This window comes from Janthinobacterium lyxosi, assembly GCF_051380665.1.
GTDB lineage: Bacteria > Pseudomonadota > Gammaproteobacteria > Burkholderiales > Burkholderiaceae_D > Janthinobacterium.
Genome location: NZ_JBNYXM010000008.1, coordinates 139,257 through 166,197 on the forward strand (window position 1 = coordinate 139,257; position 26,941 = coordinate 166,197).

A 26,941-nucleotide genomic window follows, 5' to 3' on the forward strand; every position below is an offset into this window, starting at 1 on the left:
ACAAGCCGTGGACGCCGTCATTGGGTCGCGCCGTTCGATCCGCGCCTTCCTGCCCACGCCGGTGGTGCAGGACGATATCGCGCGCATCCTGGAAGTGGCGGCGCGCGCGCCCTCGGGCGCCAACATGCAGCCGTGGAAAGTGTATGTGCTGTCGGGCGAAGCGCGCCTGCGCCTGTCGCGCCGCATCCTCGACGCCTATGCCGCGCCGAAGGCGCCCGATGCGCCCGCGCGCACGGCGTCGTATATCTATTACCCGCGCCAGTGGACGGCGCCGTTCATCGAGCGCCGCCGCAAGATCGGCCTGGACCTGTATCAGCTGCTGGGCCTGGAGCGGGGCGACAAGGCCGGCATGGCGGCCCAGCATGGACGCAATTTCCAGTTTTTCGATGCGCCCGTCGGCCTGATCTTTACCATCGAGCGGGTGCTGGAACAGGGTTCCTGGCTCGACTATGGCATGTTCTTGCAAAATATCATGCTGGCGGCGCGCGCGCGGGGACTCGACACGTGCCCGCAAGCGGCCTTCATCCACTACCATGACATCATCCGCGAGGAACTGGGCGTGCCGGCCAGCGAAATGGTGGTGTGCGGCATGGCGCTCGGCTATGCCGACCCGGACAAGATCGAGAACCGCTTGAGCACGGAACGCGAGCCGCTGGCCGGCTTTGTTAAATTCATGGACAAATAGCGATTTCCAGCGATGGGCACAAGCAATCAGTTGATTAAGGATGAGTTTGTTTGCTGATCGCCAACGATTTGTATTTCGTTGTTGCAATAAATACTGTCCCAACTGTTAAATAGGCTTGCGATTACTCTGCATTTCGCTACACTGCATTAATGCAACAGCTTCACGGGGAATTATCGAATGGCTAAGTTTAAACTTGCGCTGGGTGTCCTGGCTTCCCTGCTGTTTGCGTTGGCGCCGGCTGCGGCCGTGCACGCCAAGGAAGCGAACGGAAAATCCTCAGCCTCCAAGAAACACAATACCAAGAAAGTCAAAGTCGTGTTGCGCAAGGGCGCGACGGCCGCGCCGCGCGACAAGACCGTGCGCCGGGTCGTCATGGTGCGCGGCAAACGCAAGGTCATCTATCAAAAAGTCAGCAGCGTGGCCGTGCCCATGGCCGCACCGATGCCCACCATGGGCGACTTGGCCGGCCTGAACCTCACGCGCGATCCGCTCGACCTCAAATCGAGCGTGGCGCTGGTGCTGGACCAGGCCAATTCGGAAGTGCTGTTTGAAAAGAATTCCAATGTGGCCCTGCCCATCGCCTCCATCACCAAGATGATGACGGGTCTGGTGGTGGTCGAAGCGCGCCAGGATATGGATGAAGTGCTGACGATCACGGACGAGGACGTCGACCGCGCCAAGTTCAGCAGCTCCCGCCTGAAAGTGGGTTCACAATTGACGCGCGCGAATATGCTGCATATCGCCCTGATGAGTTCGGAAAACCGCGCCGCCTCGGCGCTGGGCCGCAATTATCCGGGCGGCTTGCCATCGTTTGTCGACGCCATGAACAGCAAGGCGCGCCAACTGGGCATGCTGGATACGCATTACGTCGATTCCAGCGGCTTGTCGAAAATGAACGTGGCCAGCGCGCGCGACCTGGGCAAGCTGGCCATGGCCGCCTTCCGCCATCCGCTGCTGCGCGAGTATTCGACGGACCCGAAAGCCATCGTCGAAGCCAGTGGCCAGCCCATGCAGTTTGGCAATACGAATCATCTGGTGGCCAATCCCGGCTGGGAAATCGGCTTGCAAAAGACGGGTTTCATCAATGAGGCGGGACGTTGTCTGATGATGCAGGCCGTCATCGAAGGACGGGCCGTGATCATGGTCTTCCTCGATTCCAAGGGGAAACAGTCGCGCACGGCCGATGCGGGCCGCATGCGCAAGTGGCTGGAAGCCTTGAAACCAGCCAACATGAGCCTGCCAGGAGGCTAAAAGTGTTCAGGGCGGCATTGCTGCCCTGTATCTTTACTCTTGGGGGATAAATCCCAAGGTGACGGAAATCTGGTTCGCCGTCTCCACCAGGTCCACCAGCCACTCATCTTGCAGGCGGTCGGCCGGGGCGGAAATCGACAGGCCGGCGATCAGCTTGCCCGAGTCGTCGCGTATGCCGGCGGCCATGCAGCGCACGCCCAGTTCCAGCTCTTCATTGTCGCGCGCATAGCCGCGCTCGCGCACCAGGCTCAGTTCGCGCTCGAGTTTTTGCAGATCCGTGATGGAATTCTTGTTGTGCCCGGCCAAGCCCGTGCGCGTGGCATACGCGCGGATGGCTTTTGGCTCATCCACGGAGAGGAACAATTTACCGGTCGAGGTCAGGTGCAGCGGGCCGCGGCCGCCGATGGCGCGCACCACCTGCATGCCCGAGCGCTCGGAAAAGGCGCGGTCGATATAGACGATCTCGTCGCCCTGGCGCACGGACAGGTTGATGGTTTGCTGGGTTTTCTTGTGCAGCTGGCGCATGAAGTCCAGCGCCGCTTCGCGCACGCTGAGGCGGCTTTTCACCACATTGCCCAGTTCCAGCAGGCGCATGCCCAGCCGGTACGTGCCCGGTTCGATGCGGTCGACAAAGCGCGTCAGCACCATGTCGTTGAGAATGCGGTGCGCCGTCGACGGGTGCAGACCGGATACCTTGGACAATTCCTTCAGGCTGACCGGGTCGGAATATTTGGCCAGGGCATCGAGCAGGGCGACCATGCGCTCGATCACCTGGATCGTCGTCTTCGGGGCAGCGACCGGTTCAATTTTCATGATGGATTTGGTGCAATGCAGTATTCATGCTTCTTTATACCATGATGTGAAAAAATAGTGAAATGTTCCGAGATATTCAGCGAATAAATTGTCACAATTCTCATGCTGGCCGTCATAATTGACGACTGGACGTACTTTGAATCACGGAAAACTATGCAACCTGTCAATGAATTCAAGAGCAAAAGTGGTTTGAAACGGATTTTTTCCGCCTTTTTCTACTCGCTCGATGGCTTGAAAGCGGCCTGGCGCCACGAACACGCGTTTCGCCAGGAGCTGGGCCTGTTCGTCGTCGGCACGGTGATCGCCTTGCTGCTGCGCATCTCCGCCTTTGAAAAACTGCTGCTGATCGGCGTGCTGCTGCTGGTTTTGATCGTCGAATTGATCAATTCCGCGCTGGAAGCCGTGGTCGACCGTATTTCGCTCGAACGCCATCCGCTGTCGAAAAACGCCAAGGATTTCGGCAGCGCCGCCGTCTTGCTGACCTGCATCCTGGCCTTCGCTACCTGGGCCGTTGTATTGTTTAACCGTTTCTATTAACTGCTTTATCCCCGTTGTGCACCGTCCATATGCGAAAAACGCATATAAAACGGCGAAACGCTTCGTTCTCTTTGCGGCCATAGCGCCGTAATCTGGTGGCTCTGAAAGTTCAACCACACGGGGATCTTAGATGCTGTCGAAAAAAATCATCATTGCCGCCGCCATCAGCGCGTTTGCCCTTCTGCAAACGGCGCAGGCTGCCGATATCACCCTGCTCAACGTGTCGTATGACCCGACGCGCGAGCTATACCAGGATGTGAACACGGCGTTTGCCAAGGAGTGGAAAGGCAAGACGGGCGACAACGTCAAGATCAAGCAATCGCACGGTGGTTCCGGCAAACAGGCGCGCGCCGTCATCGACGGCCTGGAAGCGGACGTGGTGACCCTGGCCCTGGCCTACGACATCGATGCGCTGGCCGAGCACAAGCTGCTGGCCGCCGACTGGCAAAAGCGCTTGACGCACAACAGCTCGCCTTACACCTCGACCATCGTGTTCCTGGTGCGCAAGGGCAATCCGAAAGGCATCAAGGATTGGAACGACCTGATCAAGCCGGGCGTCTCCGTCATCACGCCGAATCCGAAAACCTCGGGCGGCGCTCGCTGGAACCATCTGGCAGCCTGGGGCTACGCGCTGCGCCAGCCAGGCGGCAATGAAGCCAAGGCCAAGGACTTCCTCGGCAAACTGTATAAAAACGTGCCCGTGCTCGATTCCGGCGCGCGCGGCGCCACCACCACTTTCGTTGAACGCGGCATCGGCGACGTGCTGATCGCCTGGGAAAACGAGGCTTACCTGGCCGTCAAGGAACTGGGCCCGACCAAGTTCGACATCGTCACACCCCCCGTCAGCATCCTGGCCGAGCCGCCCGTCGCCGTTGTGGACAAGTTCGCCGACAAGCACGGCACGCGCAAGGTGGCCGAGGCTTATCTGAACTATCTGTACACGGATGAGGCGCAAGACATCATCGCAAAAAATTACTACCGCCCCGCCACGGACAAGGCCGCGAAGAAATACACATCGCAGTTCGCCAAGGTCAAGCTGTTCACCATCGAGCAAGTGGCCGGTGGCTGGACGACCGCGCAAAAGGCGCACTTTGCCGACGGCGGCATCTTCGACCAGATCTACCAACCCAAGTAATATCGGATGGCAATCGGGAACGCTTGCCAGACTGCTACTAAAAGGGAACTATCATGGCGCTGCGCAGCTTTTCCGATTACCGGGTACTGATCGTGCCGGGCTTGCATAACAGCGGTCCCGAGCACTGGCAGAGCCGCTGGCAGCGCCTGTATCCGCAATTCGAGCGGGTCGAGCAGGACGACTGGAACGAACCCGACCTGGCCACTTGGTCGGCACGCCTGGACCAGGTGCGGCGGCAAGATGCGCGTTCCACCCTGATCGTCGCCCACAGCTTTGGCTGTTTGACGACGGCGCACAGCCTGGCCCGCGACCCGCAGGGCGTGGCCGGCGTGCTGCTGGTGGGGCCGGCCGATCCGGACAAGTTTGGCGTGGCGAAAGCTTTGCCGCAAAAGCGCTTGCCTTGCCCTGGCATATTGATCGCCAGCCAGACGGACCCGTGGATGACAGCCGAGCACGCGGCGCAGTGGGCACGGCGCTGGAATTGCAAGTATATTGATGGCGGTGCGCTGGGCCATATCAACGCCGAGTCGCGCCTTGGTGACTGGGTCTACGGCCAGGCGCAACTGCAAACACTGTTTGATCTGGCGCAAAGCGACAAGCGCCACCGTCAGGCAGCCTGATTCGACGAACATCCCGCCACACAACCTCACAAGGAGATCACGATGACTTTACGCCTGGGCGATGTCGCCCCTGATTTTGAACAAGACAGCTCGATCGGCACGCTCAAGTTCCACGAGTGGGCTGGCAATTCCTGGGTGGTGCTGTTTTCCCACCCGGCCGATTTTACCCCCGTGTGCACGACGGAGCTGGGCCTGACGGCCAAGCTCAAGCCGGAATTCGACAAGCGCAACGTGAAGGCCATCGCCCTGTCCGTGGACGCGGCCGAGTCGCACAAGAGCTGGATCAAGGATATCGAAGAGACGCAAAACACCGTGGTGGGCTTCCCCATCATCGCCGACGTCGACAAGAAAGTGTCGGTGCTGTACGACATGATCCACCCGGAGCAATCCGTCACGGCCACCGTGCGCTCCGTCTTCATCGTCGACCCGAACAAGAAAGTACGGCTGATCCTCACGTATCCGCTGAGCACGGGCCGCAATTTCAACGAAATCCTGCGCGTCATCGATGCCCTGCAACTGACGGACGGCTACACGGTGGCCACGCCCGGCAACTGGAAAGATGGCGACGACGTCATCATTCCATTAACCGTGCAAGACCCGGACGTGATCAAGCAGAAGTATCCGAAGGGATTTACGGCCGCCAAGCCCTACCTGCGCTTGACGCCGCAGCCAAATAAATAAAAGTTTTTACTTTTACAAAAACGCACCTCGCCGGTGCGTTTTTTTTCGCCCGCCGATTCTGCCAGCAAGTATGCAAAATCCATCTAAGCAAATGAGAAATGGTTAGTTCTTTTTATAACGGTTGCATGTGATTATTGCGCCCTATAACTCAAAAATGTAATAAGAAGGAGTTTCTATGTCTGCAGCATCAGCAGCGCCGGTCAAGGCGCGCGGAGCGCCGTTTCGGGTCATGCCGGGTTTCAAGCTGTCACTGGGCTTCACGCTCTTTTACCTGGCCTTGATCGTTCTCATTCCGCTCTCGTCGGTGTTCCTGAAAACCTTCACCATGACGTGGGATGCCTTCTTCAGTGCCGTCACGTCCGACCGCGTGATGGCGTCGTACCGACTGACGTTTGGCGCCTCGCTGATTGCCGCCCTGCTGAACGTGGTGTTTGGCGGCATCCTGGCCTGGGTGCTGGTGCGCTATAAATTCCCCGGCAAGCGCATCATCGATGCGCTGGTCGACTTGCCGTTCGCCTTGCCAACGGCCGTCGCCGGCATCACCCTGACGGCCCTGTATTCCTCGAACGGCTGGTTTGGCCAGTTCATCGAAGGCGTGCTGGGCATCAAGGTGGCGTTCACGCCGCTGGGCGTGGTGGTGGCGCTGACCTTCATCGGCTTGCCCTTCGTCGTGCGCACCGTGCAACCGGTGCTGGAAGACGCGGAAAAGGAACTGGAAGAAGCGGCCGCCAGTCTGGGCGCCAATTCCCTGCAAACGTTTATCCGCGTCATCTTCCCCACGATTTTGCCGTCCTTGCTGACGGGCTTTGCGCTGGCCTTTGCCCGTGCCACGGGCGAGTACGGTTCCGTGATCTTTATCGCAGGCAACATGCCGATGGTGTCGGAAATCACGCCGCTGTTCATTATTACCAAGCTGGAGCAATACGATTACGCGGGCGCCACGGCCATTGCCGTGGTGATGCTGGTGGTGTCCTTCCTGCTGTTGTTGACGATTAACCTGCTGCAAGCATGGACGCGCGGAAAGGCGAAGAAATCATGAGTACCAATGTTTCTGCGGTTGCGAATGTGGAAGATGCGCGGCCAAAAGCGCGCCGTTTCGAACCGAATGTCGGCCCCGTCGTGCTGGAACCATTGTGGGTGCGCACGGTATTGATCACCATCGCCTTGCTGTTCCTGACGGCCTTCCTGATCGTGCCCCTGGTGGCCGTGTTTGCCGAAGCGTTCAAGAAGGGCTGGGAAGCGTATATCGCCGCCATCATCGATCCGGATGCGATTTCAGCCATCAAGCTGACCCTGATCACGGCGGCCATCGCCGTGCCGCTGAACCTGGTGTTCGGCGTGGCTGCTTCCTGGTGCATCGCCAAGTTCGAGTTCCGCGGCAAGAGCATCCTGCTGACCCTGATCGACTTGCCGTTTTCCGTCTCGCCCGTGATTTCCGGCCTGATCTATGTGCTGATGTTTGGCGCCCAGGGCTGGTTCGGCCCGTGGCTGCAGGAACACGACATCAAGATTCTGTTTGCCGTGCCCGGCATCGTGCTGGCCACCATCTTCATTACCTTCCCGTTTGTAGCGCGCGAACTGATCCCGCTGATGCAGTCGCAGGGCAGCGAAGAGGAAGAGGCGGCACTCGTGCTGGGCGCCTCGGGCTGGAATACTTTCCGCCGCGTGACTTTGCCAAATATCAAATGGGGTCTGCTGTACGGCGTGATCCTGTGCAATGCCCGCGCCATGGGCGAGTTCGGCGCCGTGTCCGTGGTCTCCGGCCATATCCGCGGCGAAACCAACACCATGCCGCTGCAAGTGGAGATTTTGTACAACGAATACAACTTCGCCGCCGCGTTTGCCGTCGCCTCCCTGCTGGCCTTGCTGGCGCTGGTGACCCTGGCCCTGAAAGCTTTCATTGAGTGGCGTTTGAACGAGAGCGACGCCGACGATTCCGCCTTACGTTCCACGGAGCACTGATCATGACCATCGCAGTTAAAAACATCCACAAGCGTTTCGGCGATTTCGTCGCCCTCGACAATATCTCGCTGGACTTTCCCGCCGGTGAACTGACGGCCCTGCTGGGCCCCTCCGGTTGCGGTAAAACAACCTTGCTGCGCATCATTGCCGGTCTGGAACATCCGGACAGCGGGCAAGTGCTGCTCGATGCGGAGGACGCGTCGAACCGCCACGTGCGAGAACGCCAAGTCGGTTTCGTCTTTCAACACTATGCGTTGTTCAAGCACATGACGGTATTTGAAAACGTGGCGTTTGGCTTGCGCGTGAAGTCGCGCAGCGAGCGTCCGTCGGAAGACCAGATCCGTCGTAAGGTGAAAGATTTGCTGGAACTGGTGCAGCTGGACTGGCTGGCCGACCGCTATCCGCCGCAATTGTCGGGCGGGCAACGCCAGCGCATCGCCCTGGCGCGCGCCCTGGCTGTCGAGCCCCGCGTGCTGCTGCTGGACGAGCCGTTCGGCGCTCTGGATGCCAAGGTGCGCAAGGAATTGCGCCGCTGGCTGCGCCGTTTGCACGACGACTTGCACGTCACCAGCATTTTCGTCACGCATGACCAGGAAGAGGCGTTGGAAGTGGCCGACCAGGTGGTGCTGATGAACAAGGGCACCGTCGAGCAACTCGGTTCCCCGGAACAAGTCTACAACCATCCGGCTTCGCCCTTTGTCTACGGCTTCCTCGGCAACGTCAACCTGTTCCACGGCCGCGTGCATGACGGTGTGATGGCCACCGGCGACGCCAGCTTCGAAGTGCCCGATTACGCGGGCGTGAGCGACAGCAAGGGCACGGCCTATGTGCGTCCGCACGACCTGGAAATCGACCGCTACACGCAGGGCGCGGAAGGCATCGTGGTCAAGCTGAGCCGCGCGCATGCGATCGGCCCGCTGGCCCAGCTGGACTTGCAGCGCGTCGATAACAGCGAACTGATCGAAGCGGTGATGTCGAACGAGCGTTTTACCCATCTGCAGCTGAAAGAGGGCGAGACCCTGGTCGTGCGCCCGAAACGATTACACGTGTTCGTTGAACCGACAAGAACCTAAGAGGCTGGAACACCATGAATTTTCAACAACTGCGCTCGATCCGCGAAGCGGCCCGCCGCGGCTATAACCTGACGGAAGTGGCGAACGCCCTGTTCACGTCGCAGCCGGGCGTGAGCCGGCAAATCCGCGAACTGGAAGACGAGCTGGGCGTGGTCATCTTCGAGCGCAACGGCAAGCGCTTGACGGGCTTGACGGAGCCGGGCAAGGGCATCCTGAAGATCGTCGACCGCCTCTTGATCGAGGCGGAAAACCTGCAGCAGGCCAGCCTCGAATACAGCGGCCAGACCAGCGGTACCTTGTCGGTGGCAGCCACGCACACGCAGGCGCGCTATGCGCTGCCGAAAGTGGTGCAAAGCTTCCGTGCCGCTTTCCCCGACGTGCGTATTGCGCTACAACAAAGCGCGCCTGAACATATTGCGGAATGGGTACTGTCAGGCAAGACCGATATCGGCATCGCCACGGAAGGCCTGAGCCAGTTCCCCGACCTGGTGTCGTTCCCGTGCTACCGCTGGAGCCATTTGATCGTCGTGCCGGATGGCCACCCGCTGCTCGAACATACACCGATCCGCCTGGAAGACCTGGCGAAATATCCCTTGATTACCTACGACAAGGGTTTCACGGGCCGCGGTCATATCGACGACGCGTTCGCCAAGGCGGGCGTGGCCACCGATATTATCTTGACGGCCATGGATTCCGACGTCATCAAGCAATACGTGGCGCTGGGCATGGGCGTGGGCATCGTGGCATCGATGGCCTTCGACCATGGCCGCGACAAGGGCTTGCGGGCGATGGAAGCGTCGCATTTGTTCGCCACCAACACGACGCGCCTGGCCGTGCGCCGTGGCGCCTACCTGCGCGCCTACGCCTACGAGTTCATCCTGCAACTGGCGCCGGACCTGACGCGCGAAGACATCGACCGTGCCATGGCGGGCGAGGAAGCGCTCTAGCCGATGGCCGCCCTTTGTGCGCGCGTCAGGCTGGCCACGGCGCGCGCGTAGCTATCCTGCACCAGTTCCGCCAGGTAATCAGCCGGGAAGCACGCTACATCGACGATGGTGACCCAGTGAAAGCGGCCCATGTAGCGGGCCGGTTTGACGCCGGGCATGTCTGTCAGTTCAATAAAGCGTTCCGCGCTGACCCTCAGGCTGAAGCGCCACTGCTCGGGTGCGCTGGTCTTAAAGTAGGCAAATTTCTTGCCACTCACTTCAACCACGAGGATGTTCGACGGCGGGCCGTACAGCACGGCTTGCGCGCCGGGCAGCGCCGCGCAAAAATCGTTCAGTTCATCTGTTGTCATTCGTTAACCGCCATGAATTGTTGCGTGTTATGGTCGAAGGCATAGGCCGTGCCGGCAGGAGAGTCCAGCAGGCGGATAAAGCGATCATCCACGCTGAGCACGGCACCGAGCGAGACCAGGGCCACGTTGGCGCTGTCGTTGATGTAGTCGTCGCTCTCGTCGTTGGCAGTGAAGCGCCAGCCGCTGTCGTCGGCATTGTCGGGCTCCTCGCGGTACAGATAGCCGACGGGCGCGCCATCTTCCAGCACTTTCTTTGTCACGCAGCACAGGCCAGCGTAGCGGTTGACGAGGTTATCGTCATCGTCGTGCTGCGTATTGATGATGTGGCGCGCCGCGAAGGCGACGGGATCCTTGGCGTGCAAATCGGCGATGTAGCCGGGCATGTTGTCGAGCTTGCCGGTGAAATGCCCATGCGGCTCGACCGTATCCACCAGCACCCACATGCGCTCGGCCCCCGGCGCCTGCGGATCGTCGCTGGGGAAGGTGAAGATCAGCTTGACCACCTCGCCCGGACGCACCTGGGCGATGGCCTCGGGCGGTGATTTATAGAAGGTGTAGGGATGGCGCGCCGCCAGTTCGGCGGCGTCGGCCAGGTGCCAGCTGGGCATGGTTGTCCGTCGTCAAGAAGAGTAACACCCATGGTAGCCGATTGCGTGTCAGGATGACCACGCTTACCTTCAGCTTTGGCATGTGCCGATATACAACAATCCTCTTTCCCTGAACGGCGCCCGATCATGGCAAGGATGGTGGCAAGCCCCGTGATAGCCGGTCTCGGTAATAAATTGATGAGGTCGATTGAAAATTCCAATGGTAACATTTGTTTCTCTTATTGCACTTTTATTTCTTGAGTGATATCTTTTGCTCAGTGGTGCAGAATATGATAAAAAAATAATTAAAATTGCATTAATTGAAATATTTAGATTGAGGAAATATATGAACACGACTAAACATGCACTGCTGGGGCTTTGCCTGAGCGTCTCGGCTTGTCTGGCGCCATTGGCCCAGGCTGCGAGCTGGGTGGAAATCACCGATCCTGCCATGACTGGCTTCTCGGTGGGCGGCAAGACCGTCACCTATGGCAGCGTGGCAGCCGACTCGGTCTGGGTCTATGACGGCGCCAATCCGTCTGGCGCACAAAGTGCGGCCGCCATCCAGAGCTTGGTCAGCAGCAAGTTTGGCCTGTCGTCCAGCGGTACCGGCTCTCTGGTCTTTGCCGCCCAGGGCGACCTGGCCAGCAGCAAGTCCGGTTCGTTTACCGTCAACTCCAGCTTTGACTACCTGGCCGTGCATTATGGCCGTGGCGAACTGTTGTTCCACTGGGACACGCCGCTTGCCGCTAATACTGTCTTCAGCATTGCCAACCTGCCGCGTGGCCTGAGCAATTTCCGTGCGTTCAATTCGGTCTCGGCAGTGCCTGAGCCAGCGACCTACGGCATGCTGCTGCTGGGCCTTGGCTTGGTCGGTTTTGTGGCGCGCCGCCGCCGCGTCTGAGCCTGCAGCGCCTGCGGGCGCAAGACATGAAAAAGCCCGGAAACGCGATGCATTCCGGGCTTTTTGCATGGCAGAGCGCTATTTACCAGCTATAGCCAGCCTTGGCGTAGTAATAGCGGCCGTTGAAACCGTTCGGCGCGAAGCCGCTGTACGGCTGAGTGCCGCCATTGTTGAGGTTACCCACGCTGGTGATCTGGTCCGGATAGCGGTTGGTGACGTTGTCGATGCCGGCTACCAGGCGCCAGTTCTTGCCCAGCTTGACGGAACCGGACACGTCCAGCACCCATTGCGGATCGTAGTGCTGGTCTTGCAGGGCATTGTTTTGCGGCACGATGAAAGTGCCATAGCGGGTCACGACGCCGTGCGCATTCCAGATGCCGAAGCTGTAGTCGGCGGCCAGGCTGAACTTGTCCTTCGGCGAACCGACGGTGGCGCGCGCTATGGTCTGGCGGTCGATCAGTTTCAGCTTGTTGGCCGTCAGGATAGCCGGGTTGTCCGCAACTTTCTGCACCGAAGTCTTGTTGTGGTTGTAGGCCACGGTCAAGTCCAGACGGTCCTTGTCCTGCAAGTCGATGCGGAAGGTGCTGACGATGTCCACACCTTCCGTGCGCGTATCGACGGCGTTGGTGAAATAGCGTCCTGCGCCCACTGGCGTGCCTTGCGCTGCCAGGATTTTTTTCAAATCCTCGCTGAGGATCAGATTGGCAGAGAACAGGATGCGGTCATCGATGTCGATGCGGTAGGCGTCCACCGTCGTCGTGAAGTTGCGGGTCGGCTGGAACTGCAGGCCCAAACTGTAGTTGCGGGCTTTCTCCGCCTTCAGGTCTTGTGCGCCAAGGGCGCGCGCTTGCGGCGTGTTGACGGCAAAGGTACCCGTCTCGATGGCCGTATTCGTGCCGTCGATGACCTGGAAGTTGGTGGTGGTGATGGTGTAGTACTGCTGCGCCAGCGATGGCGCACGGAAGCCGCTCGACACGGTGCCGCGCAGGGATAGCGCATCGCTGAATGAATAGCGGGCCGAACCCTTGGCCGAGGTGGTGCTGCCGAAATCGCTGTAGCGCTCATGGCGCAGGGCCACACCACCGGAAAGGTTTTTCGTCGCTTCTGCTTCCAGGTTGACGTAGATCGATTCATTGTGGCGGCTGTGGCTGCCCGCGTTCTCGGGACGGAAGCCGGCAAAGCCCTGCGAACCGCCACCGGTATACGATGCTTTCTCGCCAGCGCCGATCGTGTATTTCTCATGGCGCGCTTCGGCGCCTACTGCCACCGTCAGCGGTCCCGTAAAGTAAGCGACGGGAAATTCGCGCGCAGCATCCAGATTGAGTACGGTCTGTTCGTTTTTCAGCGAGCCTACATAGAAGTGCGTGGGGCTGGCGGCAGCCAGGTCGAAATTGACGGTATTGTCGAGATCCAGCTTGAACTTGTTGCTGCCGTAATTCAGGCTGGCATCCCAGCGCCAGCCTGCCGCCTCGCCGCGCAATCCTGTCACCAGCGACTGGTCGGTCAGAGTGCTATTCTGGATCGGCAAAAATCCTTCAGGGAAGATCGACGAGCGCGTGACGTATTGCCCATTTTTGTCTTTCACCAGGCCTGCGCGCCAGGTGGCGCCAGCCGAGGTGTCGCGCTGGCCGTAACCGCCGAAGGCATACCAGTCCAGGTTGTCGCTGAGATGGTATTCGCTGTTGATGAAGACGGTAGCCGGTTTGCTCTCGGCATCGCCATAGCGCAGGTTGACCTGGCCATAGCGCGGTTCCAGCGGGTTGCTGAAATCGCGACCGGCACGGTTGGTCGGACCGCGATCCGCCACTTCGGCCGAGACGCGCACCCAGCCGTCCTCGCCCAGGGCGAAGCCGGCCGAACCCTTGATGGATTTTTGCTTGCCGTCGCGTTCCTGTGTCTGGCCATAGCCCACTTCGATATCGCCGCCGGCCGCGCCTTTTTTCAGGATGATGTTGATCACGCCGGCGATCGCATCGGAGCCGTACTGGGCCGCCGCGCCATCGCGCAGCACTTCCACGTGGTCGATGGCGGCCAGCGGGATGGCGTTCAGGTCGACGGGCGCCGAGCCGCGGCCCAGGGTGCCGTTGACATTGACGACGGCGGAGGTGTAGCGGCGCTTGCCGTTCACCAGCACCAGGGTCTGATCGGGCGACAGGCCACGCAGCTGGGCAGGGCGCACGGCATCGCTGCCATCGGCACCCGTCGGACGGGGGAAGTTCATCGATGGCAGCAAACGTGCCAGCACGGTGGCCAGTTCGGCCGAACCCGTGCTTTGCAGGTCGCGCGATGTGAGGATGTCGATCGGCGATTCGGAATCGATGGTGCGGCGGTTCTTGGCGAAGGTGCCGGTGACCACCACCGATTGCAATTCCCCTTCGGCCGGCAGCTCTTGCTGCGCTTGCACATGCATTGGCAGGCTGAAGCAGGCGATCAGGCTGGCGGCGATAACGGTTTTCACGGGGAGGGCGGGAAGCTGGGAGCGGGCAGTGCTTGAACTCATCGACAATATCTCTTCGGTTAGTGGTTGCGCGGACCATGGCGGTCCGGTGATGAAATCAGCTTAGCAGCGGGCGAACGGTGTGCTTACGAATCGTTCTGTCTATCGATATGCAATAAATATCTGAAACACGCCAAACTGGCGCGAGTAGTGCATATGGCCTTGTCTCCAGCATACGACCGGGCATGGCAAGGCTGCAATGCTGCACCGCAGTAAATTGTCGGCTGTTGTATAAATACGACTATATGTAATGAGAGTGGGTAGTCTGGCATGAAGAACACGTTTTTCTACCCATAGCTGTCCGAACTCCTGGATGAAGCGCTCCCCAAGCTAGACGCGCTAAAGAAATATTCAGGCTGTGATTGCGCGAACCAACAACTCCCTTCAGCACCGCTCTCGAACTTAAAAAATGCTTGACCTTCCAAGTGTGTCAGGTCGGATAAAGACAATGGGATCTGCTTCAGATCAACAAAACCAAGTCGACTCCAGTCGCGAAAGGCACAATGATGAAAGTCAAACCAATAACCCTGATCACTGCGGTGCTAGGCGCTGCGTTCACCATCAGCGGATGCAAGGAGACGGCATCCTCTCCCGCTGCCGCAAAGCCGCCCAGCGTTCCAGTGGCCGAAGTGATCGTTCGTCCGGCAACACCCTATGTCGAGTTCAACGGCTCGCTGACCGCGGTCAAGCGGGTTGAACTGCGCCCGCAGGTGGCCGGCTACATCCAGGACGTGAGCGTGCCTGAAGGACGCTTTGTCGAGAAGGGCCGCAGGCTCTTTGACATCGATCCACGCGTGTTCCAGGCCGCGCTGAATGCCGCAACAGCGCGCTTGAGCGAGGCTGAAGCGGCATCGATGCTGGCCCAGGCGGAGTATGCGCGAGCCGAACAGCTGTTTGCCAAAAAGATCGTCGCGCGTGATCGTCTCGACATGGCAACCGCTTCGCTACATGCTGGCAAGGCACAGGTCGATGCCGCAAAAGCTGCGCGAGATACTGCGCAATTGGATCTGAGTTTCACGCACGTCACGGCGCCGATCAGTGGACGTGTCGGGCAAGCCCTCGTCACCGAGGGCAATTACGTCACCAGTGGCGTGACGCCCCTTACGACGATTGTCTCCATCGATCCGCTGCATGTTTATTTCGATGTCGACGAACGCACATATTTGCGCTCGCTTGCAGCAGGGCGAGCCAATGCTACCCCGCATGGGACGCAGGCGGCAAAGATTATGGTGGCACTGGCCACCGACAAGACGTATTCGCGACCCGGCCGTGTCGATTTCCTCTCCAACGCTGCTGATCGCGGGACGGGAACTGTGCGTGTCCGCGCTGTGGTCGACAACCCCGATGGAAAACTGACGCCCGGTCTCTTTGCCAAGGTCAGGCTGGAGACGGGGGCGCCGCAAGTCAGGGTGCTGGTTTCCGATCACTCGATAGGCACGGATCAGGGGCGCCGCTATGTGCTCGTGGTTGGCAAAGGCGACAAGACGGAATATCGACCCGTCGAGCTTGGCCCGGTTGTCGACGGTTTGCGCGTGATCGAGCAAGGACTGCAACCCGGTGAGCGCATCGTCGTCAAAGGGCTGGTACGCCCGGGCATGCAAGTGACGCCACAGTCAGCCGCGATTGACGGTACGCCCATTGCTGTGCCGAAAACCTCGGGGGCCGCGTAATGTCTTTCCCACGTTTCTTCATCGATCGCCCGATCTTTGCCATCGTCCTCTCGGTTCTGATGGTGCTCGCCGGGATCGTTGCTTTCTTCCAGATGCCACTCAGCGAGTATCCGGCGGTGACGCCGCCGACCGTGCAGGTGACCGCCGCCTATCCTGGCGCCAATCCCAAGGTGATCGCCGAAACGGTGGCGGCGCCGCTCGAGCAGGCAATCACCGGGGTCGAGGGCATGCTGTACATGTCGTCGCAATCGGCAACCGATGGTCGCATGATCCTGACCGTCACTTTCGCGCAGGGGACGAATGCCGACATGGCACAGATCCAGGTGCAGAACCGGGTCGGGCGCGCGCTGCCGCGTTTGCCTGAAGAAGTACAGCGCCAGGGCGTCGTCACACAGAAGACCTCGCCGGACATCCTGATGGTGGTACACCTGCTGTCACCCGACAAACGCTACGATCCCCTGTACATGTCGAATTACGCCTACCTCCAGGTGCGCGACGAGCTGTCCCGCATCCCCGGGGTCAGCGACGTCCTGGTCTGGGGCGCGGGTGAATACAGCATGCGGCTCTGGCTCGATCCAAACCTGATCGCCGCACGTGGCTTGACGGCCGGCGAGGTGATTGCCGCGGTACGCGAACAGAACGTGCAGGTGGCAGCCGGTTCCGTCGGCCAGTCTCCCGATTCCAGTGCCGCGTTCCAGGTGACGGTCAACACGCTCGGACGATTGACCGACGAGGAACAGTTCGGCGACATCATCATTCGCACGGGTGCCGAAGGCCAGGTGACGCGCCTGCGCGACGTCGCCCGCATCGAAATGGGCGCGGACGCCTATGCGCTGCGCAGCCTGCTTGACGGCGAGCCGGCCGTCGCCTTGCAAATCATTCAGAGTCCAGGCGCCAACGCGCTCGACGTTTCGCAGGCGGTACGGGCGACCATGCAGCGGCTTGAGGGCAATTTCCCGGCGGGACTCAGCTCGCGCATCGCCTATGACCCGACGGTCTTTGTGCGCGCCTCGCTGGAATCGGTGGCAACCACCTTGCTGGAGGCGATCATTCTCGTCGTCATCGTGGTGGTGCTGTTCCTGCGCAACTGGCGCGCCTCGCTCATTCCCCTCATGGCGGTGCCGGTATCGCTGATAGGCACCTTCGCCGTCATGCATCTGATGGGATTCTCGCTCAACACCCTGTCCCTGTTTGGCCTGGTGCTGTCGATTGGCATCGTCGTCGACGACGCGATCGTGGTGGTCGAGAACGTCGAACGTCACATCGAAAATGGCGAAGAGCCCAAGCAAGCCGCAAGGCGCGCCATGGACGAGGTCACGGGCCCCATCATCGCGATCACCTCGGTGCTCGCCGCCGTTTTCATTCCGACCGCCTTCCTGAGCGGCTTGCAGGGCGAGTTCTATCGCCAGTTCGCGCTCACGATAGCCATCTCGACCATCCTGTCGGCCGTCAATTCGCTTACGCTCAGCCCGGCGCTTGCCGGCCTCCTGCTACAGCCCCGCAAGGCCGGCGTCGTGCATGATCCGCGCAGCCTGCGTGGCCGCGCCGAGCGCCTGTTTCAAATGCTGGGCCGGCCGTTCCAGCGCGCGCCGGATGCCTATGGCAACACAGTGCGCAAGGTCGTCGGGGTCAGCAGTGTGGCGCTGCTGGTGTACGGTGGCCTGCTGGCACTGACCTTCTTCGGCTTCAAGGCCGTGCCGCCGGGCTTCGTGCCGATGCAGGATAAATACTATCTTGTTGCGATCGCTCAGTTGCCCAACTCGTCATCGCTGGATCGTACCGAGGCGGTCGCCAAGGAGATGTCCAAGATCGCGCTGGCCGAACCTGGCGTTGAAAGCGTCGTTGCCTTCCCTGGATTGTCCATCAACGGCTTCGTCAACGTGCCGAACGCCGCGGTCATGTTCGTCATGCTCGACCCGTTCAAGGATCGCACGACCCCCAATCTCTCCGCGGGCGCGATCGCCGGGAGCCTGCAGGCGAAATTCGCCAGCATTCCCGACGGCTTCCTCGGTGTGTTCCCGCCGCCGCCGGTACCCGGCCTTGGCGCGACTGGTGGTTTCAAGATGCTGGTCGAGGACCGCGGTGGGGCCGGGCTCGATGCCCTGGTCCAGCAGACCCATATCCTGATGACCAAAGCCACCGAGTCGGGACAGGTGGCCGGACTCATGACCAGCCTTGACGTCAATGCACCGCAGCTCGACGTCGCCATCGATCGTACCCAGGTCAAGAGCCAGGGGGTTCGCCTGGCCGATGTGTTCGAGTCGCTCCAGATCTATCTCGGTTCCCTGTATGTCAACGATTTCAACCGCTTCGGCCGGACCTACAAGGTGACGGCTCAGGCCGATGCGGAGAACCGCATGCAGGCCGAGGCCATTGGCCGCTTGCAGGTGCGCAACGCGGCCGGCGACATGCTGCCTTTGTCGTCGTTTGTCACCGTCACGCCCAGTTCCGGTCCGGACCGCGTGGTCCACTACAACGGCTACCCGTCGGCCGACATCGCGGGTGGCGCAATGGCAGGCGTTAGTTCGGGGCAGGCGGTTGCTGTCATGGAACGTCTGGCGAAGGAGTTTCTGCCTGAAGGCATGAGTATTGAATGGACTGACCTCACCTACCAGCAAAAGCTGGCCGGCGATTCGGCGCTGTTCATTTTCCCGCTGTGCGTGCTGCTCGCCTATCTCATCCTTGCTGCGCAGTACAACAGCTGGCTGCTGCCCTTGGCGGTCCTGCTGATCGTGCCGATGTGTCTGCTGAGCGCGATCATAGGCGTGTGGCTGGTGGGCGGCGACAACAACATCTTCGTGCAGATCGGGCTCATTGTGCTCGTCGGATTGGCCGCCAAGAACGCCATTCTCATCGTCGAGTTCGCACGTAGCCTGGAAATGGAAGGATCAAGCCCGCTCGATGCGGTCATCGAGGCTTGCCGGTTGCGGCTGCGACCCATCCTGATGACCTCGCTTGCTTTCATCGCTGGCGTCGTTCCGCTGGTATTCGCCAATGGCGCCGGTTCCGAGATGCGCCAGGCCATGGGTATCGCGGTTTTTGCCGGCATGCTCGGCGTGACACTGTTCGGATTATTCCTCACGCCGGTGTTTTACGTGGTGATGCGCACCCTGGCGGCCCGCTTCGAGCGCCGCACGCCAACGACCAAGACAAGCATGGACAGGAGCACGTCATGAATAGCCCGTATCAAACAGTTTTAGTCTCGCTGAGTGCGCTCATTGTGCTGGCCGGATGCGCGGTAGGCCCCGACTATTCACCACCTGTGCCGCCGTTGCTGCCATCGTCGCAGTTCTCCGGCGGAGCCGGCCAGACGGATGCCGGTCTCGTCCCGGGGGCGGTCGAGGTGGAGTGGTGGCGCACCTTCGACGATACGGCGCTGGTCACCTTGATCCAGCGGGCGCTCGCGGCGAACCATGACGTCGGCATAGCTGCCGTTCGTCTCGAAGAGGTAAAAGCCATGCTGCGTGAAGACAGGCAGGGCTTCCTGCCGAGTGGCGGAGCCGCGCTCGGTTACGAGAAGCGTCGTTTGAGCAAGATCGAGACGCTTCCCGGCCAGCCGCGTCAGAGCGAAACCTATCGCGGCGCCGTCGATGCTTCCTGGGAAATCGACCTGTTTGGCCGCGTGCGGCGGTCCGTGGAAGCGGCGCAGGCGCAGGCGGGCTCACGCGAGGCGTTGCTGCGCGGTGTGCAGGCGGGCGTTGCTGCCGCTGTGGCGGGCACATGGTTCGAGCTGGGCGGCATCGAGGCTGAACTCGCTGTTGTCGCCAGCATCAGGCAAAGCCAGCGCCAAAGCCTGGCTCTGGTCGAACGCCTGATGAGCGTGGGGGCTGCCAGCGAACTCGACCGGCTCCGTGCCGAGGCCTTGTTACGCACAGTTGAGGTAGCCGTGCCCGAGCTGGAGCGCCGCCGCGCGGCCTCCGTCAACGCACTGGCCATCCTCCTGGGCGAAGTCCCCCAGACGTTCAGCCTTCCCGCTGCCATGCCTGCGCGTGAAGCGCTGACAGTTAGGACGATTACTGTCGGCGATCCCGCCACGCTCCTCGCACGGCGCGCCGATATTGCGGCGGCAGAACGAAGCCTTGCTGCGGCGACCGCCCGGATCGGGGTGGAGACGGCCGGTCTCTACCCCGAGATCCAGGTGCTCGGTTCAATCGGGCTCGTTGCGGGCAGTCTCGATGCAATGGGTGACGCTGGAATGCAGTCCAGCTTCATCGGTCCGGTCATGCGTTGGAATCTGCTCGATAGGGGGCGCGTGCGCGCCCGGATCGCCGCCAGCGAGGCACGTGCCCAGGCGGCCCTGCTCGTCTATGACCAGACCGTGTTGCGCGCACTACAGGAAACAGATGATGCCTTCAAAACCTATGGCACCGCCGGTAGCACGCTTGGACTGCGCCTGCTTGAGTCGGCGGCAAATCGCGAGGCGGCGCATCTTGCCAGGCTGCGGTTTTCAGAAGGTGAAGGCCTCTACCTGGATGTACTCGAAGCGGAACGCGCCGACTTTGCAAGCCAGCGTGCGCTGGCGGTCGCTCGCACCAACCAGCGGCTTGCCGTTGTCAGCATCTACAAGGCACTGGGCGGCGGCTGGGAGATCTGTGCGCAGACAAATTACGACTGCGGCGGAGCCAGGGCCATTCCTCGATCGCGCTTCGCGAAACAACTCACCGACAGGCATTGACCTTCCTATCGCTGAACTGTAAGAGATGGCGCAAACACTTGGGCACCTGGCCGATCACTGTTACGGCAATGATCGCTTGGAGTGCCCGATCCTCGCGCATGTGGTTGAACCGATGATAGGGCCTCCTCACACTCCCATAGAATCAAGCAGGGATCGACCGACAAGCGATTTAACAGGTTTTTAGCCTAGTTTTGCTTTCTCTATTGACCATCCCAGCGTTGTAAGCCAAACACTCAGTATCAATCGCAATAAGCGGGAAATTGATTTTGGAGAACTCCAATGCAACAATTTATACCTGATCCGAAGAGATGGGCTGCTCTGGCTTTGCTTTGCGCCTCCCAGTTCATCGTGATCCTTGATACGTCCATCATCGGCGTGGCACTTCCCAGCATGCAGACGGACCTCGGATTCAGCGCCAGCGGGCTGAGCTGGATCTTCAATGCCTATGTCATCGCTTTTGGTGGTCTGCTGCTGCTGGGAGGACGGTTGGGCGACTTGCTGGGTGCCCGCCGCATTTTTACGAGCGGATTTGCCATACTTACCTCCGCTTCGCTGTTGGCCGGGCTGGCACAAAGCCAGGAAGTGTTGCTTGCCGGTCGCGCACTGCAGGGAGTTGGTGCCGCATTGATCGCACCGTCGGCTCTGACGATCGTCATGCGCCTTTTCGGGCATGACGGTGCCGAACTTGGCAAGGCATTCGGCTTCTGGGGCGCCGCAGCTGCCGCCGGTGGCTCGGCTGGCGTGTTTCTCGGTGGCGTCATTACCGAATGGATGACTTGGCCCTGGACCTTCCTGATTAACGTGCCACTTGGCCTGCTTGTGCTAGCGCTGATTCCGGTCGTGCTGCGCAAGTCTCCGTGCAGCACCGGTGCCGTTGATTGGTTTGGAGCGATCAGTGTGACTGGTGCGCTTGTCAGCCTTGTCTATGCCATCGTCACCATCGAATCTGCCGGTTTTGGCTCTGTGCCGATTTTGCCGATTTCGGTCGGGTTGTTCGTCGTCTTCTTGATCAGCCAGTTCGTGCGACGCGAACCGCTGCTTCCTCTTGGTATCTTCAAAACGCGGAACCTGGCGGCGGGCAATCTCGTGATGGCACTGCTTGGGGCCGCCTGGATCCCGCTCTGGTTTTTCCTGAACCTCTATCTCCAGCAAATCCTTGGTCTCTCGGCGCTCGCCAGCGGCTTGGCACTCCTGCCCATGACCATTACGATCATGATCGTGATGGTGGGCTTCTCGGGCAAGCTTATCGGACGGTTTGGCGTCAAGCTCAACCTTGTACTCGGCTTGTTCCTGATGGCTGGCGCGCTGCTGATGTTTGCGAACCTGCCGCTGAACGGTTCGTACGTGACGCATGTTCTCCCGAGCTCCATACTCGCCGCCCTGGGTATGGCCCTGGCGTATATTCCGACGACGATGACAGGCATGGCTGGCGCCAAGCCCGAGGAAACAGGCCTGGCTTCGGGCCTGATCAATACGACCTACCAGATCGGCTCTGCCATAGGTCTCGCCATTATGGTTGTGCTCTCGACCTCCGGTATCGGCCACGGCACCGGCCAGACCAGCGACGGCATGCTGGCGGGTTTTCAGGCTGCATTCCTGGGAGCTGGCGTCGCCGCCGGCCTGGCCGCGTTCGCCGCACTGGTGTTCGTTGGATCTACCAGTCCGCGACGAGAGGTGCCGGTGGGCTAACGCCCTCAAGTCAGTGGAAGCTGGCAATGGTGCGTGAGGCAAGTCCGGAGCAATGCTCTACGCTTACGCAACGCCCTGGCGTGCCCGCAGCGCACATCGTTTTTCGGTCGAATCGACAGTCTACGTGGCGCACGAGTGCATGGGCCAGGGAATTTGCCGGCAGCTATACAGCACGCTAATCGATGATTTTCCGTCGGCTTCGCTATTCTGTTCGCCGAAGGTCATCGTGCCCAGGCAAATCCTGCTCACTTCCAGGCTGCTGGAGCCCAGCTTGATCTTGTTGATCATTTCGCCTGTTTGCCGTGCAGCGCGCGCGCGCAATCCTTGATCAAGGCCGGACCAGCGTAAATCAGGCCGCTGTACAGCTGCACCAGCTGCGCGCCTGCCTCGAACTTGGCCACGGCGTCGCTGCCTTGCATGATGCCGCCCACGCCGATGATGGGCAGCGCGTCGCCCAGTTCCGCCTTCAGCAAACGAATGACATTGTTCGACAGTTCGAACACGGGCGCGCCCGACAGGCCGCCCGCTTCCGCGCCGTGCGGCATGCCTTCGACGGCGCTGCGCGACAGGGTCGTGTTGGTGGCGATGACGCCGTCGATCCGGTGGCGCGTGAGCGAGTCGGCAATGCTTTTGACTTGTTCGCCATCCATGTCCGGGGCGATTTTGAGGGCCAGCGGCACGTAGCGTTTGTGCTTGTCCGCCAGGCGCGCCTGCGCTTCCTTCAGTTGCGACAGCAGGGCGTCGAGTTCGGACGCGCCTTGCAGCTGGCGCAGGTTTTTCGTGTTGGGCGACGAGATGTTCACCGTCACATAGCTGGCGTAGGGGTAGACTTTTTCCAGGCACAGCAGGTAGTCGTCGGCTGCCCGCTCGATGGGCGTGTCGGCGTTCTTGCCGATGTTCAGGCCCAGCACGCCGGCGCGGTTTTGGTAAAACTTCGACGCCTGCACGTTCGCCACGAAGGCGTCCACGCCGCCATTGTTAAAGCCCATGCGGTTGATGATGCCCTGCGCCTGCGGCAGGCGGAACATGCGCGGTTTCGGATTGCCGGCCTGCGCGCGCGGCGTGACGGTGCCCACTTCGATGGAGCCAAAACCCAGATCGGCCAGCGCGTCGATGTAGGCGCCATCCTTGTCCAGGCCCGCAGCCAGGCCCACGGGATTGGGGAAGGTGATGCCCATCACCGTGCGCGGATCAAGTGCCGGTTTGCCGGCCAGCTTCGTCAGACCCAGCGCGCTAGCGCGTTTCAGGGCGGGCAGGGTGAGATGGTGGGCCGCTTCGGCATCCATCGAAAACAGCAGCGGGCGGGCGAGGGAGTACAGGAATTTTTCGGACATGGGGGCGCTTTGAGTATAGGTGTGCGCGCGGCCGGGAAGGGCTGGCGGCGCGCGAAATAAGTGCCGTATTTTACCGTGTTCCACGCGGCTGCCGGGTGTATAGTTCTTGTTGGTCTGATGCAATATTAATTCCTTGTTAATTCGCACCCGGCCACGGACCTTCCTGTTTTTTCTCTGTTCTGTTTACTTCATAAGCGAGACATCGATTGAAAAAGACACACATCTTGACGGCCATCGCCGCTGCCAGCGCACTGCTGCTGAGCCATCCGGCCCTGGCCCTGCCCAATACGCAAGACACCCGCATGCTGAGCGAACCGGCCGTCTCCAGCCGACACATCGCCTTCATCTATGCGGGAGATTTATGGCTATCCAACCTCGATGGCGGCGGCGCGCGGCGATTGACGTCGGACCTGGGCGACAAGTCCAACCCCGTCTTTTCGCCTGACGGCAGCCAGATCGCGTATAGCGCCAACATCGATGGCAATGTCGACGTGTATGTGATCGCGGCGGCGGGCGGCGTGCCGCGCCGCCTGACCTTCCACCCGGGCGCGGACCTGGCGCAGTCGTTTACACCCGATGGCCAGGCCGTGATGTTCACCTCGCCCCGCGCCGCCTTCAACAACCGCTTCCAGAAGCTGTTCACGGTGCCCGTGGCGGGTGGCGTGGAAACGCAGCTGGAGATCCCGAATGCATCGCGCGCCACGTATTCTCCGGACGGCAAGCGCATCGCCTATAATCCGCTGATGCCCGCCTTCAAACAGTGGAAGCGTTACCGGGGCGGCACCAATTCCTGGCTGTGGCTATTTTCGTCCAGCGACAAATCCATCGAAAAAATCCCCCAGCCCGCGACGCGCTCGAATGACGTCGATCCGATGTGGATTAAGGACAGCGTGTACTTCCGCTCCGACCGCAACGGCGAATTCAACCTGTTTGCCTACGACGTCAAGACGAAAGCCGTGCGCCAGCTGACGCAGCACACGGATTTCCCCGTGTTGAACGCGTCGGCGGCGAACGGCACCATCGTCTACGAGCAGGCCGGCTACCTGCACTCGCTCGATATCGCCAGCGGCCAGGCGCACAAGCTGGCCATCGGCGTGGCCAGCGACCTGGGGCAGACGCGCCCTCGCTGGGTCAAGAACGCGAAATACATCCGCGACGCCTCGATTTCGCCGTCGGGCGCGCGCATCGCCTTCGAATACCGGGGTGAGATCGTCACCATCCCCGCCGACAAGGGCGACGTGCGCAACCTGACGCAGACGGCCGGCGCCCATGAGCGCACGCCTATCTGGTCGCCCGATGGCCGCTCGGTCGCGTATTTCTCGGACGAGTCGGGTGAATACGCGCTGCATGTGCGCGCGCAGGATGGCAAGGGCGCCGTGCGCAAGTTCAAGCTGAATGGCAGCGGCTTCTATGACAACGCCGTCTGGTCGCCCGACAGCAAGAAGATCGCGTTTGCCGACAATGGCTGGAGCATGTACGTGATCGACGTCGGCACGGGCAAGCTGCAAAAGGTCGCCACGGAACCGATGTATGGCATCGACAAGAGCATGCGGGCCTCGTGGGCGCCCGATTCGCGCTGGCTGGCCTACACGCTCAATTCGCCCACCTACACGCGCAGCGCCTACATTTATTCCGTCGAGCAGAACAAGTCCATGCCGGTGACCGATGGCCTGTCCGACGTGGCCCAGCCCGTGTTCGACAAGAGCGGCAAATACCTGTATTTCTTCGCTTCGACGAATGCAGGCCCCAGCAATAACTGGTTCTCGCAGCAGAATGAAGACAACCTGGTGACGCGCACCGTGTGGATGGCCGTGCTGCGGCGCGACTTGCCGTCGCCGCTGATCAAGGAAAGCGACGAGGAAAAGGCTGCCAGCGCGGACGCCAAAAAAGACATGGACAAGGCGGAGCCGGAAGCGAAAAATGAGCCAAAGGTCGATCCGAAGACGGGCCGCGACGACCCGAAAGTGACCGTGGCGCCGGTGGCGCCGATCAGCATCGATTTCGACGGCATCGCCACGCGCATCGTTGACCTGCCGTTGCCGGCCGCGCAGTTCTCCAGCCTGACCGCCGGCGCCGCGGGGCAGATATTTTTGCTGCGCGAAAGCGACGGCAAGAAGGCCGTGCAGCGCTTCGACCTGAAGGAGCGCAAGGCGGAAACCGTGGTGGCGGAGGCCGATGATTTCGAAGTGTCGGCCGACGGCAAGAAGCTGCTGTACCGCCAGAAGGACAACTGGGCCATGGGTAGCGCCACGGGCAAGCTGCTGGCACCCGGCGAAGGCAAGATCAAGGTCGACGCCATCGAAGTGAAAGCCGATCCGCGTGCCGAGTGGACGCAGATTTTCAATGAAGTCTGGCGCATCAACCGCGATTATTTCTATGATCCGGGCATGCATGGCGTGGACTGGAAGGCCATGCGCGACAAGTACGCCGTCTTCCTGCCCGAGCTGTCCAGCCGCGCCGACCTGAACCGGTTGATTCAGTGGATGTGCAGCGAACTGGCCGTGGGTCACCATCGCGGTGGTGGCGGCGACGATTTTATCGAGGCGAAGAAGGTGCCGGGGGGCTTGCTGGGCGCCGATTATGAAGTGAGCAACGGCCACTACCGCTTCAAAAAAGTGTATGGCGGCTTGAACTGGAATCCGGCCTTGCGCGCGCCGCTGACGGAGCCGGGCCTGAACGTCAAGGCGGGCGAATACCTGCTGGCCGTCGACAGCCGCCCGCTGGCGCCTCCCACCAACTTGTACAGTGCCTTCGAGAATACGGCCGGCAGGGCCATCGACCTCACTGTGGGGCCATCGGCCGACGGCAAGGGCGCGCGTACCATCACCGTGGTGCCCGTGCCCACCGAGGATGCCTTGCGCAACCGCGACTGGATCGAAGGCAATATGCGCAAGGTCAATGCGGCGACGGGCGGCAAGGTGGCATACGTATACGTGCCGAATACGGCGGGGCTGGGCCACACCTACTTCAAGCGCTACTTCTTCCCGCAGGCGGACAAGCAGGCGATCATCGTCGACGAACGGTTCAATGGCGGCGGCAGCGTAGCCGATTACTACATCGAGATCCTGCAGAAGAAGGAAATCGCCTGGTGGACCATGCGCTATGGCGCCGACATGAAGACGCCGTCCGCCTCGATCCAGGGACCGCGCGCCATGCTGATCGACGAGACGGCCGGTTCGGGCGGCGACCTGCTGCCGTGGATGTTCCGCAAAAATAACATGGGTCCGCTGATCGGCAAGGCCACCTGGGGCGGCCTGGTGGGCGTGCTGGGCTTCCCGGTGCTGATGGATGGCGGCTTCATCACGGCGCCGAACCTGGCGTTCTGGACGCGCGAGAATGGCTGGGGCGTGGAAAACGAAGGCGTGCCGCCCGATATCGAAGTCGAGCAAACGCCGGCAGACGTCATCGCCGGCCGCGATCCGCAGTTGGAAAAGGCGATTGAGGTGATCCAGGCCGAACTGGCAAAGAATCCGCCCGTACAGCCCAAGCGTCCGGCGTTTCCGGACAAGAGCAAGTAAGCTGAAGTGCAGG

At 60.9% G+C, this 26,941-nt stretch carries 21 protein-coding genes and 1 pseudogene; 16 read left to right on the top strand and 6 right to left on the bottom strand.

Going from position 1 to position 26,941, the window contains the following annotated elements:
* Window positions 1-7 precede the first annotated feature (7 nt).
* Complete coding sequence (locus ACQ4WP_RS10515; protein ID WP_436520322.1) at window positions 8-685, top strand: nitroreductase; 678 nt, start codon at window positions 8-10, stop codon at window positions 683-685.
* Between the two features lie 177 nt (window positions 686-862).
* On the top strand, window positions 863-1,936 hold the full coding sequence (locus ACQ4WP_RS10520) for a serine hydrolase (protein WP_436520324.1): 1,074 nt from the start codon (window positions 863-865) through the stop codon (window positions 1,934-1,936).
* A 33-nt stretch (window positions 1,937-1,969) separates the two neighbouring features.
* On the opposite strand, the gene ACQ4WP_RS10525 is transcribed toward ACQ4WP_RS10520, so the two are convergent.
* Window positions 1,970-2,749 carry an IclR family transcriptional regulator gene (locus ACQ4WP_RS10525; protein WP_152250343.1) on the bottom strand — a complete coding sequence of 260 codons (780 nt, stop codon included), beginning with the start codon at window positions 2,747-2,749 and terminating at the stop codon, window positions 1,970-1,972.
* 153 nt (window positions 2,750-2,902) lie between these two features.
* On the opposite strand from ACQ4WP_RS10525, the gene ACQ4WP_RS10530 reads away from it, so the two are divergent.
* From ACQ4WP_RS10530 to ACQ4WP_RS10565, 8 genes are all read left to right on the top strand, one after another.
* A complete protein-coding gene (locus ACQ4WP_RS10530; protein ID WP_436520326.1) occupies window positions 2,903-3,286 on the top strand; it encodes a diacylglycerol kinase in 384 nt (127 codons plus the stop codon).
* A gap of 130 nt (window positions 3,287-3,416) precedes the next feature.
* Window positions 3,417-4,421 carry a sulfate ABC transporter substrate-binding protein gene (locus ACQ4WP_RS10535; RefSeq protein ID WP_436520328.1) on the top strand — a complete coding sequence of 335 codons (1,005 nt, stop codon included), beginning with the start codon at window positions 3,417-3,419 and terminating at the stop codon, window positions 4,419-4,421.
* 53 nt (window positions 4,422-4,474) lie between these two features.
* Window positions 4,475-5,041: an RBBP9/YdeN family alpha/beta hydrolase gene (locus tag ACQ4WP_RS10540; protein WP_436520330.1), complete on the top strand. Its 567-nt coding sequence runs from the start codon at window positions 4,475-4,477 to the stop codon at window positions 5,039-5,041.
* A gap of 42 nt (window positions 5,042-5,083) precedes the next feature.
* Window positions 5,084-5,722, top strand: a complete 639-nt coding sequence (locus tag ACQ4WP_RS10545) for a peroxiredoxin (RefSeq protein ID WP_436520332.1) — start codon at window positions 5,084-5,086, stop codon at window positions 5,720-5,722.
* Window positions 5,723-5,951: 229 nt separating this feature from the next.
* Complete coding sequence (gene cysT / locus ACQ4WP_RS10550; protein ID WP_099408869.1) at window positions 5,952-6,761, top strand: sulfate ABC transporter permease subunit CysT; 810 nt, start codon at window positions 5,952-5,954, stop codon at window positions 6,759-6,761.
* A complete protein-coding gene (gene cysW / locus ACQ4WP_RS10555) occupies window positions 6,758-7,684 on the top strand; it encodes a sulfate ABC transporter permease subunit CysW (RefSeq protein WP_436520334.1) in 927 nt (308 codons plus the stop codon). The genes cysT and cysW overlap by 4 nt, the downstream gene beginning before the upstream one ends.
* A gap of 2 nt (window positions 7,685-7,686) precedes the next feature.
* Window positions 7,687-8,757: a sulfate/molybdate ABC transporter ATP-binding protein gene (locus ACQ4WP_RS10560; protein WP_034747519.1), complete on the top strand. Its 1,071-nt coding sequence runs from the start codon at window positions 7,687-7,689 to the stop codon at window positions 8,755-8,757.
* A 14-nt stretch (window positions 8,758-8,771) separates the two neighbouring features.
* Entirely contained in the window at window positions 8,772-9,704 is a 933-nt protein-coding gene (locus ACQ4WP_RS10565; protein WP_436520336.1) for a CysB family HTH-type transcriptional regulator, read from the top strand.
* Here the strand turns inward: ACQ4WP_RS10565 and ACQ4WP_RS10570 are convergent.
* Together ACQ4WP_RS10570 and ACQ4WP_RS10575 are read right to left on the bottom strand one after the other, a co-directional pair.
* Window positions 9,701-10,054, bottom strand: coding sequence for an MmcQ/YjbR family DNA-binding protein (locus ACQ4WP_RS10570; RefSeq protein ID WP_436520338.1), 354 nt, complete (start codon window positions 10,052-10,054; stop codon window positions 9,701-9,703). The two genes, ACQ4WP_RS10565 and ACQ4WP_RS10570, sit on opposite strands and share 4 nt — an antisense overlap.
* Window positions 10,051-10,662 carry an immunity protein Imm33 domain-containing protein gene (locus tag ACQ4WP_RS10575; protein WP_436520340.1) on the bottom strand — a complete coding sequence of 204 codons (612 nt, stop codon included), beginning with the start codon at window positions 10,660-10,662 and terminating at the stop codon, window positions 10,051-10,053. Before ACQ4WP_RS10575 ends, ACQ4WP_RS10570 begins: the two co-directional genes overlap by 4 nt.
* A 325-nt stretch (window positions 10,663-10,987) precedes the next feature.
* Between ACQ4WP_RS10575 and ACQ4WP_RS10580 the strand changes: the two genes are divergently transcribed.
* Window positions 10,988-11,545: a PEP-CTERM sorting domain-containing protein gene (locus ACQ4WP_RS10580; RefSeq protein ID WP_436520342.1), complete on the top strand. Its 558-nt coding sequence runs from the start codon at window positions 10,988-10,990 to the stop codon at window positions 11,543-11,545.
* 82 nt (window positions 11,546-11,627) lie between these two features.
* On the opposite strand, the gene ACQ4WP_RS10585 is transcribed toward ACQ4WP_RS10580, so the two are convergent.
* Window positions 11,628-14,045, bottom strand: coding sequence for a TonB-dependent receptor plug domain-containing protein (locus ACQ4WP_RS10585; RefSeq protein ID WP_436520344.1), 2,418 nt, complete (start codon window positions 14,043-14,045; stop codon window positions 11,628-11,630).
* 500 nt (window positions 14,046-14,545) lie between these two features.
* Here ACQ4WP_RS10585 and ACQ4WP_RS10590 point away from each other — a divergent pair, with 500 nt between their 5' ends.
* From ACQ4WP_RS10590 to ACQ4WP_RS10605, 4 genes are all read left to right on the top strand, one after another.
* Window positions 14,546-15,712, top strand: a complete 1,167-nt coding sequence (locus tag ACQ4WP_RS10590; RefSeq protein WP_436520346.1) for an efflux RND transporter periplasmic adaptor subunit — start codon at window positions 14,546-14,548, stop codon at window positions 15,710-15,712.
* Window positions 15,712-18,888, top strand: a complete 3,177-nt coding sequence (locus ACQ4WP_RS10595) for an efflux RND transporter permease subunit (protein ID WP_436520348.1) — start codon at window positions 15,712-15,714, stop codon at window positions 18,886-18,888. Before ACQ4WP_RS10590 ends, ACQ4WP_RS10595 begins: the two co-directional genes overlap by 1 nt.
* Entirely contained in the window at window positions 18,885-20,387 is a 1,503-nt protein-coding gene (locus ACQ4WP_RS10600; RefSeq protein WP_436520350.1) for an efflux transporter outer membrane subunit, read from the top strand. The genes ACQ4WP_RS10595 and ACQ4WP_RS10600 overlap by 4 nt, the downstream gene beginning before the upstream one ends.
* Before the next feature lie 279 nt (window positions 20,388-20,666).
* The gene (locus tag ACQ4WP_RS10605) at window positions 20,667-22,076 is read left to right on the top strand and encodes an MFS transporter (protein ID WP_436520352.1); all 1,410 of its coding nucleotides are present in this window, start codon (window positions 20,667-20,669) and stop codon (window positions 22,074-22,076) included.
* Window positions 22,077-22,238: 162 nt separating this feature from the next.
* Here ACQ4WP_RS10605 and ACQ4WP_RS10610 read toward each other — a convergent pair.
* Together ACQ4WP_RS10610 and ACQ4WP_RS10615 are read right to left on the bottom strand one after the other, a co-directional pair.
* Window positions 22,239-22,361 (bottom strand): annotated as a pseudogene (locus ACQ4WP_RS10610) (aldo/keto reductase); the annotation flags it as partial.
* A complete protein-coding gene (locus ACQ4WP_RS10615; protein WP_436520354.1) occupies window positions 22,361-23,410 on the bottom strand; it encodes a quinone-dependent dihydroorotate dehydrogenase in 1,050 nt (349 codons plus the stop codon). The gene ACQ4WP_RS10615 and the pseudogene ACQ4WP_RS10610, both read right to left, overlap by 1 nt.
* A 206-nt stretch (window positions 23,411-23,616) precedes the next feature.
* Between ACQ4WP_RS10615 and ACQ4WP_RS10620 the strand changes: the two genes are divergently transcribed.
* Window positions 23,617-26,928, top strand: a complete 3,312-nt coding sequence (locus ACQ4WP_RS10620) for a S41 family peptidase (protein ID WP_436520356.1) — start codon at window positions 23,617-23,619, stop codon at window positions 26,926-26,928.
* Window positions 26,929-26,941: the final 13 nt, after the last annotated feature.